Source organism: Pseudomonas fluorescens NCIMB 11764 (assembly GCF_000293885.2).
GTDB classification, from domain to species: Bacteria; Pseudomonadota; Gammaproteobacteria; order Pseudomonadales; family Pseudomonadaceae; genus Aquipseudomonas; species Aquipseudomonas fluorescens_B.
On record NZ_CP010945.1, the window covers coordinates 5,256,708 to 5,273,096 of the forward strand.

The 16,389-nt window shown below is 59.5% G+C and carries 12 protein-coding genes, 1 rRNA gene and 1 pseudogene; 5 read left to right on the forward strand and 9 right to left on the reverse strand.

Annotation, left to right across the window (positions count from 1 at the left end):
• Positions 1-72: 72 nt before the first annotated feature.
• Positions 73-1,609, reverse strand: a 16S ribosomal RNA gene (locus tag B723_RS23835).
• Between the two features lie 431 nt (positions 1,610-2,040).
• Between B723_RS23835 and B723_RS32530 the strand changes: the two are divergent.
• Positions 2,041-2,181: pseudogene (locus B723_RS32530) on the forward strand (TetR/AcrR family transcriptional regulator); the annotation flags it as partial.
• Between the two features lie 26 nt (positions 2,182-2,207).
• On the opposite strand, the gene ydiJ reads toward B723_RS32530, so the two are convergent.
• The gene (ydiJ, locus tag B723_RS23840) at positions 2,208-5,231 is read right to left on the reverse strand and encodes a D-2-hydroxyglutarate dehydrogenase YdiJ (RefSeq protein WP_017338227.1); all 3,024 of its coding nucleotides are present in this window, start codon (positions 5,229-5,231) and stop codon (positions 2,208-2,210) included.
• 157 nt (positions 5,232-5,388) lie between these two features.
• Between ydiJ and B723_RS23845 the strand changes: the two genes are divergently transcribed.
• Positions 5,389-6,273 carry a LysR substrate-binding domain-containing protein gene (locus B723_RS23845; protein ID WP_017338226.1) on the forward strand — a complete coding sequence of 295 codons (885 nt, stop codon included), beginning with the start codon at positions 5,389-5,391 and terminating at the stop codon, positions 6,271-6,273.
• A gap of 181 nt (positions 6,274-6,454) precedes the next feature.
• Entirely contained in the window at positions 6,455-7,519 is a 1,065-nt protein-coding gene (locus B723_RS23850; RefSeq protein ID WP_017338225.1) for an alpha/beta fold hydrolase, read from the forward strand.
• A gap of 75 nt (positions 7,520-7,594) precedes the next feature.
• Here B723_RS23850 and B723_RS23855 read toward each other — a convergent pair whose 3' ends face one another.
• The 5 genes from B723_RS23855 to B723_RS23875 are packed head-to-tail and all read right to left on the reverse strand — an operon-like array spanning position 7,595 to position 12,306.
• Complete coding sequence (locus B723_RS23855; protein WP_017338224.1) at positions 7,595-8,053, reverse strand: metallophosphoesterase family protein; 459 nt, start codon at positions 8,051-8,053, stop codon at positions 7,595-7,597.
• Positions 8,054-8,093: 40 nt separating this feature from the next.
• The gene (locus B723_RS23860) at positions 8,094-9,218 is read right to left on the reverse strand and encodes an agmatine deiminase family protein (RefSeq protein ID WP_017338223.1); all 1,125 of its coding nucleotides are present in this window, start codon (positions 9,216-9,218) and stop codon (positions 8,094-8,096) included.
• Between the two features lie 23 nt (positions 9,219-9,241).
• Positions 9,242-10,339, reverse strand: a complete 1,098-nt coding sequence (locus B723_RS23865; RefSeq protein ID WP_017338222.1) for an extracellular solute-binding protein — start codon at positions 10,337-10,339, stop codon at positions 9,242-9,244.
• Between the two features lies 1 nt (position 10,340).
• On the reverse strand, positions 10,341-11,249 hold the full coding sequence (aguB, locus tag B723_RS23870) for an N-carbamoylputrescine amidase (RefSeq protein ID WP_017338221.1): 909 nt from the start codon (positions 11,247-11,249) through the stop codon (positions 10,341-10,343).
• Positions 11,250-11,253: 4 nt separating this feature from the next.
• Entirely contained in the window at positions 11,254-12,306 is a 1,053-nt protein-coding gene (locus tag B723_RS23875; RefSeq protein ID WP_017338220.1) for an agmatine deiminase family protein, read from the reverse strand.
• Between the two features lie 134 nt (positions 12,307-12,440).
• On the opposite strand from B723_RS23875, the gene B723_RS23880 reads away from it, so the two are divergent.
• Positions 12,441-13,313: a LysR substrate-binding domain-containing protein gene (locus B723_RS23880; protein ID WP_017338219.1), complete on the forward strand. Its 873-nt coding sequence runs from the start codon at positions 12,441-12,443 to the stop codon at positions 13,311-13,313.
• A gap of 140 nt (positions 13,314-13,453) precedes the next feature.
• On the opposite strand, the gene B723_RS23885 is transcribed toward B723_RS23880, so the two are convergent.
• Complete coding sequence (locus B723_RS23885) at positions 13,454-13,834, reverse strand: RidA family protein (protein ID WP_017338218.1); 381 nt, start codon at positions 13,832-13,834, stop codon at positions 13,454-13,456.
• Positions 13,835-13,873: 39 nt separating this feature from the next.
• Positions 13,874-14,860: a bifunctional helix-turn-helix transcriptional regulator/GNAT family N-acetyltransferase gene (locus B723_RS23890; RefSeq protein WP_017338217.1), complete on the reverse strand. Its 987-nt coding sequence runs from the start codon at positions 14,858-14,860 to the stop codon at positions 13,874-13,876.
• Positions 14,861-15,067: 207 nt separating this feature from the next.
• On the opposite strand from B723_RS23890, the gene B723_RS23895 reads away from it, so the two are divergent.
• Complete coding sequence (locus B723_RS23895) at positions 15,068-16,378, forward strand: flavin-containing monooxygenase (RefSeq protein ID WP_017338216.1); 1,311 nt, start codon at positions 15,068-15,070, stop codon at positions 16,376-16,378.
• Positions 16,379-16,389: the final 11 nt, after the last annotated feature.

Consider the following 16,389-nt stretch of genomic DNA (forward strand, 5'->3'; position numbering starts at 1 on the left):
CTGCTTCTATCGTCTTCTTCAATGAATCAAGCAATTCGTGTGGGAACTTATGGAGCAGCTGATGTCGTCGATTAAGGAGGTGATCCAGCCGCAGGTTCCCCTACGGCTACCTTGTTACGACTTCACCCCAGTCATGAATCACACCGTGGTAACCGTCCTCCCGAAGGTTAGACTAGCTACTTCTGGTGCAACCCACTCCCATGGTGTGACGGGCGGTGTGTACAAGGCCCGGGAACGTATTCACCGCGACATTCTGATTCGCGATTACTAGCGATTCCGACTTCACGCAGTCGAGTTGCAGACTGCGATCCGGACTACGATCGGTTTTATGGGATTAGCTCCACCTCGCGGCTTGGCAACCCTCTGTACCGACCATTGTAGCACGTGTGTAGCCCAGGCCGTAAGGGCCATGATGACTTGACGTCATCCCCACCTTCCTCCGGTTTGTCACCGGCAGTCTCCTTAGAGTGCCCACCATAACGTGCTGGTAACTAAGGACAAGGGTTGCGCTCGTTACGGGACTTAACCCAACATCTCACGACACGAGCTGACGACAGCCATGCAGCACCTGTCTCAATGTTCCCGAAGGCACCAATCCATCTCTGGAAAGTTCATTGGATGTCAAGGCCTGGTAAGGTTCTTCGCGTTGCTTCGAATTAAACCACATGCTCCACCGCTTGTGCGGGCCCCCGTCAATTCATTTGAGTTTTAACCTTGCGGCCGTACTCCCCAGGCGGTCAACTTAATGCGTTAGCTGCGCCACTAAGAGCTCAAGGCTCCCAACGGCTAGTTGACATCGTTTACGGCGTGGACTACCAGGGTATCTAATCCTGTTTGCTCCCCACGCTTTCGCACCTCAGTGTCAGTATCAGTCCAGGTGGTCGCCTTCGCCACTGGTGTTCCTTCCTATATCTACGCATTTCACCGCTACACAGGAAATTCCACCACCCTCTACCATACTCTAGCTCGTCAGTTTTGAATGCAGTTCCCAGGTTGAGCCCGGGGATTTCACATCCAACTTAACGAACCACCTACGCGCGCTTTACGCCCAGTAATTCCGATTAACGCTTGCACCCTCTGTATTACCGCGGCTGCTGGCACAGAGTTAGCCGGTGCTTATTCTGTCGGTAACGTCAAGACACCAACGTATTAGGTTAATGCCCTTCCTCCCAACTTAAAGTGCTTTACAATCCGAAGACCTTCTTCACACACGCGGCATGGCTGGATCAGGCTTTCGCCCATTGTCCAATATTCCCCACTGCTGCCTCCCGTAGGAGTCTGGACCGTGTCTCAGTTCCAGTGTGACTGATCATCCTCTCAGACCAGTTACGGATCGTCGCCTTGGTGAGCCATTACCTCACCAACTAGCTAATCCGACCTAGGCTCATCTGATAGCGCAAGGCCCGAAGGTCCCCTGCTTTCTCCCGTAGGACGTATGCGGTATTAGCGTCCGTTTCCGAGCGTTATCCCCCACTACCAGGCAGATTCCTAGGCATTACTCACCCGTCCGCCGCTCTCAAGAGAAGCAAGCTTCTCTCTACCGCTCGACTTGCATGTGTTAGGCCTGCCGCCAGCGTTCAATCTGAGCCATGATCAAACTCTTCAGTTCAAACATCTTTGGGTTTTTAAGAAACCCTAAACTTGGCTCAGCAATCGTTGGTTACATCTTTGATTTCTCGCGGAGTAACTTGTGATGCTGATAATCTTGTTGACTATCAGTCTGACTCCACAAGCACCCACACGAATTGCTTGATTCAGTTGTTAAAGAGCGGTTGGTTAAGATCTTTCGTCTCAACCGAGGTGCGCATCCTACAGCAAGCGACCTCATGTAGCAACCTTAAAAGTTTCTAATTTCACTAATGAAATCAACTACTTAAGCCAGGCAAACATTGATCTGCTCGCTAGCGGGAGGCGAATAGTACAGGATTAAAATACGTGGTCAACCCCCCGCCTCAAAATTCTTTTCCTTATCAAGGAACCAGACCAAGTCAGCATCCGTTCGTTGCTACACCTTTTTTTGCCTCCACTGTCCCACCCTCGTCGTCGATCGCGGGAGCGATGCTGATTGCCAGGGCGCTGGACAACCCTGAGTTGTCCGAGCAGTTCCTGCAGTCGGTCATCAATGCATGGCCTGCTGCTCCCGAGAAAGAGGAGCAGGCCAGCGTTTCGACAGCCACTTGACGGCCCAAAGGACGACTCAAGTCCTTTCATTTAAGGCGCGCATGCTCCAACACCACTTCCAGCGGATGGCGCAGTTGCTTACTGGCCAGGCGCTTGACCTGGCTTCGGCACGAGTACCCCGTCGCCAGCGCTTCGCCCGCCTTGTCCAGCTTGCCCGCCCATGACTGTTCGAAAATGGTCCGCGAAGTGTCCTGGTTTCGCGCTTCATGGCCGTAGGTCCCGGACATCCCGCAACAGCCCGTCGCCTCGGTCACCAGCTTGAGCCCGAGCCGGGCAAACACCGCTTCCCATTGCGAAGTACTGGCCGGGACGTTGGTCTTCTCGGTGCAGTGCGCCAGCAAACGGAATGTCTGTGGGGCGGGATGAGACTTTTCAGGCAGCACATCAAAGAGCCACTCCTGGGGCAGCAGAACCTTCGGGCACCCGTTGAGCCCCGGCACTTTCTGATATTCCTGGCGATAGACCAGCGTCATCGCCGGGTCCAACCCCACCAGCGGTACTTCACAGTCAGCCAGCGCCTTGAGCTGACTGGCGTTGCGGATCGCTGCCCTGGCGAATGCGCCGAGGAAGCCCTGTACGTGCAAAGGCTTGCCGTTGGCGCTGTAGGGCGCCAAGAAAATCCGATAACCCAGCTGGTGCGCCAACTCGATAAAGCTCGCCAGCAATGGGGTTTCGAAGTAGCGGGTGAAGGCATCTTGCACCAACACCACGCTACGCTGACGTTGCGCAGCGGTCAGTTCGCGCAGGGCCGGCACGCTGGCGACAACGACGTTGCAGCGGGTCAACGTCGCCTGCAAGTCGTAGCGATTGATCAGTGGGCTGTCGAGCATGCCGACGCGTCGCTCAAGCAGGCGGCTCATCCATTTCGCGCCCATCACTGCGTTGTACAGGCCCGGCGCGTAGGCCATATAGGGAATGGTGAACTCCAGCGAACCGATCAGGTAGTCACGAAGCGGACGTTGATAGCGACCGTGATACAGCTCCAGAAAACGCGATCTGAATTCCGGGACGTTGACCTTGACCGGGCATTGCCCTGCACAGGATTTACAGGCCAGACAGCCCGCCATCGCGTCGTACACCTCGTGGGAGAAATCCGCCTCACCCCGCGAACGCGCCATGTTGTTACGCAACCGCGCTGGCAACCCGCTCAACCACGACAACTTGCCCCGGGCCGCTTCCAGTACATCAATATTGGCCGCACCCTGCAGGCGCAACCATTCGCGAATCAATGACGCCCTGCCTTTCGGTGAATGCTGGCGTACACGGGTGGCTTTCCACGACGGGCACATCGCATCGTTGGGATCGTAGTTGTAGCAGGCGCCGTTACCGTTGCAGTGCATGGCGGTGCCGAAACTTTGCCACACGCGCTCGTCGATTTGCCGATCCAGATCACCGCGCAGCGTGACTTCGTTGACCTTGAGCAAGCCTTGGGCAGCATCCGGTGGTGTGCAGATTTTGCCGGGGTTGAGCTGATTGTGCGGGTCGAACGCGCCCTTGAGCGATTGCAGCGCCGGGTACAGTTCGCCAAAAAACTCGGGGACATATTCCGAGCGCAAGCCCTTGCCGTGCTCACCCCACAGCAGTCCGCCATAACGTCGCGTCAGCTCGGCCACGGCATCGGAAATCGGTTTGACCAGCGCGGCCTGGGCCGGATCTTTCATGTCCAGCGCCGGGCGCACATGCAACACGCCGGCATCGACGTGACCGAACATGCCGTAAGTCAGACCATAGCTGTCGAGCAACGCACGAAACTCAGTGATGTAGTCGGCCAGTTTCTCCGGCGGCACGGCGGTGTCTTCAACGAAAGGCTGCGGCCGAACCTCACCTTCGACGTTGCCCAACAGCCCGACGGAACGTTTACGCATGGCGTAGACACGGGTCACCGCCTCGGCACCCTCGGCCAGCGTGTGGCCCAGCCGCTCGATGGTCGTGTCGACCTGCAGATGCTCGACGAACGACGCCACTCGAGCGTTCACGCCCGTCAGGTCTTCCCCGCTGAACTCGACCAGATTGATGCCCAGCGTCGGGCACTCGGCGTCCGCCGGAAAATACTCGGCGACGCTGTGCCAGACGATGTCTTTCATCGCCAGCATCAACACTTTGGAGTCCACCGTCTCGATGGACAGCGGCTTGTGCGCCAGTAACGCGTTGGCGTCGCGCAGCGCATCCATGAAGCTGCTGTAGCGCACATTAACCAATACCGAATACCTGGGAATCGGCAGCACGCTCAGCTTGGCCTCGACGATGTAGCCCAACGAACCTTCCGCGCCGCACAGCACGCTATTGAGGTTGAAACGCCCGCGCTCGTCGCGCAGGTGCGCCAGGTCGTAACCGGTCAGGCAGCGATTGAGTTTGGGGAATATCGACTCGATCAGGTCGGCCTGGGTTTCCTGTATCTGGCGCGCTGTGCGGTACACCTCGCCGATGCGCCCGGGCTGTGCGCAGGCTGCCTCCAACTCTGAGACGGAAAGCGGATGGCTGTGCAAGCGCTCACCACCGAGCAGCACGCTGTGCAGTTCCAGCACATGATCGCGGGTCTTGCCGTAGGTGCAACTGCCCTGGCCACTGGCATCAGTGTTGATCATGCCGCCCACGGTGGCACGGTTGGACGTTGACAGCTCCGGTGCGAAGAACAGGCCATGGGGCTTGAGCGCGGCATTGAGCTGATCCTTGACCACGCCGGCCTGCACCCGCACCCAACGCTCGGCGACGTTGATTTCAAGAATTGTGTTCATGTGCCGCGACAAGTCGACCACGATGCCATCGGTCAACGACTGGCCGTTGGTGCCGGTGCCGCCGCCACGCGGGGTCAGCTTGATCTGGCGAAAGCGCGGTTCGGCCATCAATGCAGCGATGCGCACGATGTCGTCGGCGTCCAGCGGGAATACCGCTGCTTGCGGCAGGCGCTGATAAATCGAGTTGTCCGTTGCCAGCACGGTACGGGTGGCGTAGTCGGCACTGAGCTGACCGCGGAAGCCGCTGGCACGCAGGGCTTGAAGAAATTCCGGGTACTGTGCAGCGAGGGCATCCGTAGGCAGCTGGGCGATCATCGCAAAATGTTCTCTTGTAGGTCTAACACGGAAAAATCAAAACACTTGTCGCCTGAGCATTAATCGGTCAGCCTCAGGTCATCGGCTGCGCCAATGATCCTGCAGGCTGTGGCGCCGGACAAACGGATAATCCTGCCGCTATCGATGACTTTTACGAATGAATTACCGCCACCTCACCCCTTCCATGTCGTTGTTGCTGGCCTTTGAAGCCGCCGCCCGGCATGAAAGCTACACCCGCGCCGCGATGGAGCTCTCACTGACCCAAAGCGCCGTCAGCCGGCAAGTCCAGGCGCTGGAGCAGCAACTGGGCCTGACGCTGTTTCGCCGTGAAGGCCGGCAAGTGCAGTTGACCGATGTCGGCCGCCTCTATCAGCGGGAAATGAGTGACGCGCTCGGACGCATCCGCAGCGCCACGTTACAGGCGATGGCGTATCAATCGGGCAGCGGAACCTTGCGCCTGGCCACCCTGCCAACGTTCGGCTCGAAGTGGCTACTGCCGCGTCTTCACGATTTCTACAAAACCCATCCCGGCATGCTGGTGCACATCAGTTCCCGGATCGATGCGATCGACTTCGAAACCAGCGGCATCGATGCCGCGATCGTCGTCGGCAATGCCGACCTGCCAGGCCTGATCAGCCATCGTCTGCACACGGAAGAGTTGATGGTGATCATGTCGCCGCAAGCGGCCGAGACCCATGACACCTGGACCCCGGAACGCATTGGCGGACAGACGCTGCTCAACGTCGCGAACAATGCCAACGTCTGGGGCGAATGGTTCAGCCACCACGGCCTGCCCCATCGAATGATGCGCCTGGGACCGAGTTTCGAACTCACCTCGCACTTGATCCAGGCCGTCAGGGCCGGCATCGGCATCGGTCTGGTGCCGCGCATCCTGGTGACCGACGAGCTGGCCAACGCCGACTTGATCAGCCTCGGCCTGCCCTTCGCCAGTCAACGCAGTTACTACCTGACCTATCCACCGCGCAACGAAAGGCTGCCGTCGCTGATCGCGTTCCGCAGCTGGTTGCTGGAACAGATCTGACCAACGCCGACTGATTCGCCTCTTTGTATCACTGTGTATCTGTCTATCTTTCTGATACATAAGTTTTCACCCGGCCGCCGATTCGACACAGCCCAGATACGTCATCGCGTTCAAATGCACACACGGTTTCAAGGGGATCAGCCAGACCCCCTGGCCAATGGCTTGCAACGGAGACATCAGGATGAAGATGGCACTGCAAAACAAAAACGCTAAAACCCACCGCCGTCTGGTCGGCTCATCGATGCTCGCGCTCGCCCTGTTTGGCGCTATCGGTGCAGCCAACGCCCAATCAACCACCGTTGCACAACCCGCCGCGATCAAGGCTGACGTCACTTACACAACCCCCTCCCCATTCGGCCCACTGAAGCACATCAAGGCCGGACTGCTGGATGTGGCTTACGCCGAAACCGGCCCGGCCGACGGACCGGTGGTGATTCTTCTGCACGGCTGGCCTTACGACATTCACAGTTATGACGAGGTCGCACCGTTGCTGGCCGCGAAGGGCTATCGAGTGCTGATGCCGTATGCGCGTGGTTATGGCGATACCCATTTCCTGTCCGAGAAAACCGTGCGCAACGGCCAACCGGCTGCGCTTGCCAGCGACGTCATCGACTTCATGGATGCGCTGAAGATCAAACAAGCCGTGCTCGGTGGCTATGACTGGGGCGCACGTTCCGCCGACATCGTCTCGGCGTTGTGGCCAGAACGGGTCAAGGCGCTGGTCTCGGTCAGCGGTTACCTGATCGGCAACCAGGCGGCCGGTAAAAACCCGCTGCCACCCAAGGCTGAATTGCAGTGGTGGTATCAGTTCTACTTCGCCACCGACCGCGGTCGTGCCGGGTACGAGAAAAACACCCACGACTTCGCCAAGTTGATCTGGCAGCTGGCTTCGCCGAAATGGGCGTTCGATGACGCCACGTTCGACCGCAGCGCCAAGGCGCTGGAGAACCCGGACCACGTCGAGATAACCGTGTTCAACTACCGCTGGCGCCTGGGCATGGTGCAGGGCGAGCCTCAATACGAAGCGCTGGAGCAGAAACTGGCCACGGCGCCGTCCATCAGCGTGCCGACCATCACGCTTGAAGGCGATGCCAACGGCGCACCGCACCCTAATCCCGAGGACTACGCCAAGCGCTTCACCGGTAAATACGAGTTCCGGCTGATCAACGGTGGCATCGGTCACAACCTGCCGCAAGAAGATCCGAAGGCGTTCGCCAAGGCCGTGATTGATGCGGATCACCTGTGAGGTTGATCTGACCTTTCCCCGCTAAGCCTCCTCACAACGACGGCTCGTTTTACGAGCCGTTTGTTTTTGCGAGACTCACTCCAGCAGCGAGACCAGACGTGGCGCTATTGCCGTCTCCAATACCTCCAGTAGCGCCAGCGTCACCGGCAATTTGAAGCGCCTGCGTCCCGCACTGCCGGGATTGAGGTAGAGCCGTTCGCCACGCCATTCCACAAGTGGCTTGTGCGAATGGCCGGTGACTATCAGCTTGATGGCCGCATCGAGTACGACCGGGACATCGGCGATGTCGTGCACCAGCAACGTCCCCCACCCGTTGAGATCGAAGCGCAAATTATCTGCGATATGTTCGGCCCAAGGAGCGTCCAGGTCATTGTTCCCGCGCACGACATGCAGGGGAGCGATCAACGCCAGTTGATCGAGAATATCGACGCTGCCGATGTCGCCCGCATGAATGATCCGCTCACACCCCTCCAGCGCGGCAAGCGCCTCAGGGCGGAGCAAACCATGGGTATCGGAAATCACGCCAACCTTCATGCAACGCTCCAGACCAGATTCAAGCAGTGGAACCTCCAGACTAAACCAACGGCTGATGACTGGTCACACAATGTATACCGCCACCCCCGGCGGAAATGGCGTCTATGTTCAGTTGCACCACCTCTCGATCCGGATAGAGCCCGGATAACACTGCAAACGCCTTGGCATCTGCCACCTTGTCACCAAACTCCGGCGCAATGACCGCGCCGTTGATCACGAAGTAGTTGATGTAGCCGGCCGCAAAATCCGGGTTGTTGCGACTGAATTGACTCTTTCGCGGATTGAGCGGTGGCGACACGGTATGGACCTGCAGTTTTCGACCCTCGGCATCCGTGGCATTTTTCAGAATATCCAGATGGGCCCGCGTGACGTTGTAGTCGTAGGACTCGGGGTCGTTGTCGAGGTTGGCGATCACAACGCCGGGTTTCACGAAGCGGGCGTAGAAATCCACATGGGCATCGGTGATGTCTTTTCCTTTTATACCTGGCAGCCAAATGATCTTGCGCAGGCCGAGCCGGTCTTTCAGTTCTTGCTCGACGTCGGCCTTGCTCCAGTCAGGGTTACGATTGCGGTTGATCCAGCTGCTCTCGGTCATGATCCCGGTACCGTGGCCATCCACTTCGATGCCGCCACCCTCGCCCACCAATTCGCTGCGCAGATAATGGGCATCCGCCGTGTCGGCCACTTGAGCCGCCAGATGCGCATCGTGGGCATGCTGCTGTTTGTCGCCCCAGCCGTTGAAATTGAAATCCACGGCGCCGAGTCCACCCTGCCCGTCGATGACGAAGTTGGCGCCGGTGTCGCGCATCCAGATGTCGTCGAGTTCGGTGGTGACATAAGTAATATTGGCAGTACCGCAATGTTCCTGCGCCAGGCTCCGCTCGAGCGGGCGGCAGAAAACGGTCACCGGCTCATAGCGGGCGATGGTCCGCGCAATCCCGCCAAGCGCCGCTTGCACATCACCCGTGAAGTCTTCCCAGATGGCCTCTTGCGCGCCAAAGGCGATGAACGCTTGTGCGTGCCGGTCACCCTCATCGGGCATCCGCCAACTGCCCTGCGCCGCCGCGTGCACTTGCAGGGGCGTCAGACCCAATCCGAAAGACGCTGCAGCCCCCACACCCGCCAATACCGATACCTGTTTGATGAACTCACGACGCGTCGACATGCAGTGATCCTTTGAAAATTGGCTCATTTCGCCGTGGCCGTCTTGAATTTGGTCCAGGTGCGCATCCGTGCGCGCATGTCGGACTGCGGAATGTCCTTGCCCGGTATCAGCCGCGCATAAGTGGCTTCATCCAGATAGATGTCCGGGTTGTTGCGCATCGTCGCATCGACGCTCGGGCGTGCCTTGGCGTTGGATGTCGGGTAGCCGGTGAAGTTACTGATGGCCGCCATGTTCTCCGGACGCATGACGAAGTTGATGAACGCGTAGGCGTATTCCGGATGTTTGGCGTCGACCGGAATGGCCATGGTGTCCATCCACACCGTGGTGCCTTCGCGGGGAATGCGGTACTCGAACTTCGTGTGCTTGCCGGCACTGTCTGACGTCCTCTGCGCCTGGGTCATGTCGCCGCTGTAACCGAGCGACACGCACAGGTTGCCGTTCACCAGATCGGTTACCGGTTGCGACTGGAACTTGCGAATGTGCGGGCGCAGTTTCATCAGCAGTTCACTCGCCGCCGCGAGGTCTTCGGGTTTGGCGCTGCGCGGCTCACGGCCCAGATAATTGAGCACGACGGCGAGCACTTCATCCGGCGAGTCGATCATCGAGATACCGCAGTCGGCCAACTGGCCGGCCAGTTCCGGTTTGAACAACATGTCGAGGCTGTTGACCGGCGCATTCGGCACGCGCTGTTTGATCTGCTCATCATTGTAGGTCAGGCCGATGGTGCCCCAGGTGTAAGGCACGGTAGCCTGACTCGAGGTTTCATATTGCCGGCGCAGCTTCTGCAAACCGGGCTCGATGTCATCCAGGGAGGTGAGCTTTGATCGGTCCAGCGGCAGCAGGCTCCCGGCGCGCATCAAGCGTTCCGCCACCGTATCGCCGGGGAAGATCAGGTCATAACCGCTGCCGCCGGCGAGCATCTTGGCCTCCAGTGTTTCGCTGCCATCCATGACGTCGTAAATCACCTGGATGCCGGTCTCGGCGGTGAATCGCGCCAGGGTGTCTTCGGCAAAATAATCGGCCCAGTTGTACAACCTGAGGGTTTTCTCTTCGGCGTGCAGCGATGACGAGGCCAGTGCCAGGCCCAAGGCGCCGAGCAACAGCGTGTGCGGAATGCGCATATCAAACTCCTTGAGTGTTCCAGCGTGCATGAAGGTGACGACCGTCCTGACTCAACAACGCGCCGTACATGTCCGGGCGCCGGTCTCGGTAGATGCCCCAGCTCAGGCGTTCTTCGCGCATGGCGGCCAGGTCGAGGCTGTGCACCAGTACGCCGGTGCTGTCGCGGTCGGCCTCGGCGAGCAATTTGCCCTTGTGGTTGCAGATGAAGGACGAGCCGTAGAAGCTCATTTGCAGGGTCGGATCGGTGGTCGCCACTTCTCGACCGACGCGATTGGCCGCCACCACCGGCAAGATGTTCGCCGCCGCGTGACCACGCATCGTCATCTGCCAGTGATCCCGTGAATCCAGCGCTGCGCAGCCAGGTTCAGAGCCGATCGCCGTCGGAAACAGCAACACCTCGGCGCCCATCAATGCCAGGCAGCGTGCGGTCTCGGGAAACCACTGGTCCCAGCAGATCCCCACGCCGATGCGCCCGAACGCGGTGTCCCAGACCCGGAAGCCGGTATCGCCGGGGCTGAAGTATTCCTTCTCCTGATAACCGATGGCGTTGGGGATGTGGGTCTTGCGGTACACCCCCAGCAGACGCCCGTCGGCATCGGCCACGCTCAAGGAATTGAAGCAGGCGTTGCCGGCTTTCTCGAACCAGCTCAGCGGCAGCACCACGCCCAACTCCTTGGCCAATGCGGCAAAGCGTTTGAGTACGCGGCTGTAGCGGTATTCTTCGGCCAGCGCCAAGTGTTTGTGGCTTTGCTCGATGCAGAAATACGGCGTGGCAAAGAGCTCCTGCAACAGGATGACCTGAGCGCCCTTCGAGGCCGCCTCACGGACCAGTTGTTCGGCAAGATCAAGGTTGTAGGGCAAGTCCCAGGTGCAGGGCATTTGGGTGGTGGCAATCGTCATAAAGGTCATGGCATCACCCCTTCACTGGCCAGGCAGGCTGCTGCTGGGTGATGCAATGCACCCCGCCGCCGCCATGGGCCAGGTGATTGATCCGCACCGGCACCACTTCGCGTCCCGGGAATGCCTGGGCCAACACTTCGGCGGCTACCTGGTCGGCATCGATGCCATAGGCCGGCATGATGATTGCGCCGTTGGCGATGTAGAAGTTGGTGTAGGAAGCGCAGAACACTTCGGCTTCGGTGTCCACCGCATCGGTGGCTTCATAGAGCTCGATCAGCTCGAACTTCCGGCCTTGGGCATCGGTGGCCAGCTCCAGTGCGCGGCGGTTTTCTCGGGCCACTTCGGCATACACCGACTGCTTGTCGTGAGTGGCATCCACCAGCAATACGCCGGGGCGTGCGAACGCACAGACGCCATCGACATGGCCGTCGGTCATGTCGCCGGTCACGTAGTCCGGATCGCCCGGCAGCCAGATGGTTTTTTTCACGCCCAGCAGGCGGGTGAAAATCTCCTCCATCTCTGCCTTGTTCATCCCGGGATTGCGGTTGGGATTGAGCAACACCGACTCGGTGGTGATCAGCGTGCCCTCGCCGTCCACATGAATCGCCCCGCCTTCGTTGCTCAGCGGTATGCCAAAGCACGGCAAGCCAAGGTGATTGAGTGCACGACGCGCCAGGCCTTCGTCCAGATCGTGCGCCGACTTGCCGCCCCACGCGTTGAAGCGCCAGCTCACCCCGGCGAGGCCTTGTTGCGCGTGGCAGACGAAGCTTGGGCCGGAGTCGCGGCACCAACTGTCGTTCACCGCCAATTCGATCAGCTCGATGTTGGGTCCGCACAATGCATGGGCACTCGCCACAGCCGACGGATCGACCACCATTTTCACCGGTTCGAACCGGGCGATGGCGTTGGCGACCCCGGCAAAATCCTTTTGCACTTGCGCCAGGGTCACGCGCCACCCCGACTCCCAGAGTGCCTGGTTGTGCGGCCAGACCATCCAGGTCGCGGCGTGTTTTACCCATTCTGCCGGCATCCACCAGCCCGTGTGTTGATGTTCGTTCTGCTGCATGACAAGCACCCTTGAGTTAAGTCATTGTGTTCAATGAAAATGACCTTGGCGGTCTTTGCATGCATGCTACGGCCGTAAAAACGGGCTAACAAACGATGGATTTTGCAGAAAAGTGATTAGAGGAACTTATCGATATGCTCAAGCACTGGCCCCCGCTCAGCACCCTTCGCGGCTTTGAAGCAGCCGCCCGGCTGGGCAGTTTCCACAAGGCTGCCGACGAACTGCACCTGACCCAATCGGCGATCAGTCAGCAGATTCGAACCCTAGAGGCGTACCTTGAGCAGCCGCTGTTTTTCCGCAGCGGACGCAGCGTCAGCCTGACCGATGCCGGTCACGATTTGCTCAGCACTACCCAGGCGTTATTGCAGCAACTGGCGGTTGGCATTCGGCGTCTGGGGCAATACCAGAAACCCAACCAACTGGTGCTCAACACCACGCCGACATTCGCCCGGCACTGGTTGCTGCCACGGCTGGGGGATTTTCGGCGTCAGCATCCGGAAGTCGATCTGTGGATTTTCAGCACCGACGAAGTCCCGGACATGACCACCCAGACCATCGACCTCGCGGTGCGCGATGACATCAGCTCCCAGGCTGAATGCAGTTTCAAGGTGCTGCACGCCGACCGCCTCTATCCGGCCTGCCACCCCGATGTGCTGGCGGTGCCTATCGAACAGCGCACGACCCTTCACGGAGAGCGGGAAATGGACTGGAGTCATTGGGCCGTGGAGGCTGGTATCGATGTGGGACAGAAGGACCAGGGCTTGAATTTTTCCGACCCCGGGTTGCTGCTGGATGCGGCGTGCGCAGGGCTTGGGATCGCGCTGGTCAGTCAGCTATTGAGTCGACAAGCACGTGACAACGGATTGCTGCAGCCGTTAGTAGAGGAAACCATTCGCGGGCCGAACTGGGCGTTGCTGACTCACCGGGACAGCGAGAACAATCCCCTGGCGCGGAGTTTTATCGAGTGGTTGCTAGGTAACCTGGCCCCCGCCAGCGAGACGATGTAACGAACAGCTTTCCGAAAAAGCGCCGTCGTTGCAGGAGCCGGCTTGCTGGCGCTCACGTCACCGCGGTGTTCCTGAAAAACCGAGGCGTACTCGATCGCCAGCAAGCCGGCTCCTACAGGTCGTGTATCACGCTCGCGAACTCAGTCCTTGGCCGCCATCGCGGTCACTTCCACACGCATGCCTTCCACCGCCAGCGACGCCACGCCTACCGCGGCGCGAACCGGCCACGGCTTGGCGAAGAAACGCTTGTAAACCTCATTGAACGCGGCGCGGTCGGCCATGTCGGTGAGGTAGATGGTCAGGTGCATGACCCGGTCCATGGAACTGCCGGCGCGCTCCAGCGCCACCTTCAATGCCTGCAACGTGCACTCGCTCTGCAGGGTGATGTCGCCCAGTTCCAGGCTGCCGTCGGCGCGGGTCGGGATCTGCGTGGAGACCAGGATACCGTTGAAGCCGGCCACATCGGAGGAGATGGAATCCGCATCGGGATCGGGGGTGAAGGTGATGTCTTGGTTCGCCATGGGGATCTCTTGTTCGAGGGAATAAAAAGTGTGGGCAGTTTACAGCGTCACATGGCGACTTGCGCCTCCTGACAGTGCATCGGGTCTGCGGCGGGAGAATTGCTGTTCGGTGACGACGCTGCCCCACTGACTCCCTTGCTCCTCTTGCGTCAGTACAAATCCAGCCGCTTCATAGAGTCGACGCGCCGCGTCCAGGCCCTTGAACGTCGATAGCTCGATAGCCTCGAAGCCGAACCGGTCGCAGAACGCTACGGCCTCCTGCAACAACTGGCGGCCAACCCCGCCACCCCGGCAACCATCGTCGAGGATGAACCAGCGCAGGTGGGCCTGGTTGTGGCCCAGATCCTGCCCATCGATGGCGATCGAGCCGACGATGCGATCATTCACTGTCGCCACCCAGATTTTGTTGCATGGCTGGTCCAGACGCCGCACGAACTCGGCAACGCCACTGGCGACCTTGCTCTCGAAAAACTGACCGAATCCAGAGTGCCTGGCGTAGAAAGCCGCATGCATTTCAGTTACGCGCCCAACGACCCCGGGGCGGTAACCGGCGCTGATTTCGACCGAAGGGCGCGGCGTCTGGCCTTCGCCCGTACGGCTTGCTTTCAGGGCATGGGCATACGCAGAAAGCCCTTGCGCGACCGCCTGTTGCTGCGAGGGATTCAAGTACTCCAGCGCCGTTTTGACTTGCGTTTGGCTGTAGGCATGGATCGCAGCGACCGTACGTTTGCCTTGCTTCGTCAGTTGCAAGCGCTTGACGCGACCATCGGTGTCGGCACTTTCCGCCAACTCTCCGGCCTTGATGAGCCTGGCCACCATGCGGCTGACACTGGACTTGTCCAGGTCGAGCAACTGCACGAGCTGAGCCGCGGTCAGGGCCACTCTCGCCTCGATTTCCAACAGTGTGTGTACGGCTGAAGGTGAATAGTCGGTGGCCGCCAAGGTGGCACGCATAAAGCCCCACTCACGAACCATCGTGCGCGATGCAGAACGGATTTCTTCAACCAGAGTGGGATGAGTAGTCACTTCAGGCCCCTCCTGAAAATAGTTGCACCATACAACCATATTGTGAAGTGAGGGTTCAACAGGCACTGAGTCAAACGCTCTGCCTCAGTTATTTATACTCAAATGCCAGCTTAATAATATTTTACCGATACCAGGGTCATCCCTAGTCTTGAGCCCAAGAAATGGCAGGCCGCTCGCGACCTGACTCCAACGTCGAAGGGTATTGAGATGACCACTGAAAAAACAAAAACAGATACGCTGATTGTTGGCGCCGGTCAGGCTGGCGTGGCCATGAGTGAACACCTGAGCAAACTGGGCGTGCCGCACCTGGTGCTGGAGCGCAACCGCATTGCCGAGCGCTGGCGCACCGGGCGCTGGGATTCGCTGGTGGCCAATGGTCCGGCGTGGCATGACCGCTTTCCGGGTCTTGATTTTGACGACCTCAGCCCCGATGCGTTTGCGCCGAAAGAGCGTGTCGCCGATTACTTCGAAGCCTACGCGAGGAAATTCAACGCGCCGATCCGCACCGGTGTGGATGTGCTGAAGGTTGAACGCAACGTCGGTCGTCCAGGCTTCACCATTGAAACCTCTGAAGGTGTGATCGAGGCCAACCGCGTGGTCGCCGCCACCGGGCCGTTCCAGCGTCCGGTCATTCCGCCGATTGCGCCGCAGGATCAGCCGTTCCTGCAGATTCACTCCGCCGATTACCGCAATCCGCAGCAATTGCCTGAAGGCGCTGTTCTGGTGGTCGGCGCCGGCTCGTCGGGCGTGCAGATCGCCGATGAACTGCAACGTGCCGGCAAGCAGGTTTACCTCTCCGTCGGCGCCCACGACCGCCCTCCTCGCGCCTATCGCAACCGGGATTTCTGCTGGTGGCTGGGCGTGCTCGGCGAGTGGGACCAGGCGGCGATGAAGCCGGGGCGGGAACACGTCACCATCGCGGTGAGTGGCGCGCATGGCGGCCGCACCGTGGACTTCCGAGGCCTCGCCCATCGCGGAATGACGCTGGTCGGTCTGACTCAATCATTCAATGGCGGCGTGGCGACTTTCCAACCGAACCTGGCGGAGAACCTGGCACGCGGCGACGAGAATTATCTGGCGTTGCTCAACGCCGCCGACGCTTACATCGAACGCAACGGCCTGGACTTGCCGGAAGAACCTGAAGCGCGCATCACCTTCCCCGACCCGGAATGCGTGACCCAGCCGATTCTTGAACTCGACCTGGCCAAGGCCGGCGTGACCTCGATCATCTGGGCCACCGGTTTTGCCACGGATTACAGCTGGCTCAACGTTGACGCCTTCGACGACAAGGGCAAACCACGGCATCAGCGCGGCGTGTCGAGCGAACCGGGTGTGTATTTCCTCGGACTGCCATGGCAGTCGCGTCGCGGGTCTTCGTTCATCTGGGGCGTTTGGCACGATGCCAAATACGTGGCGGATCACATCGCCATTCAACGCTCCTACCTCGACTACCACGACGCGGCGCAACGCGAGGCTGACCAAGCCCCGCTCGCCCATAAAACCACGGTCAGTGCTTAAACCTTTTTCTG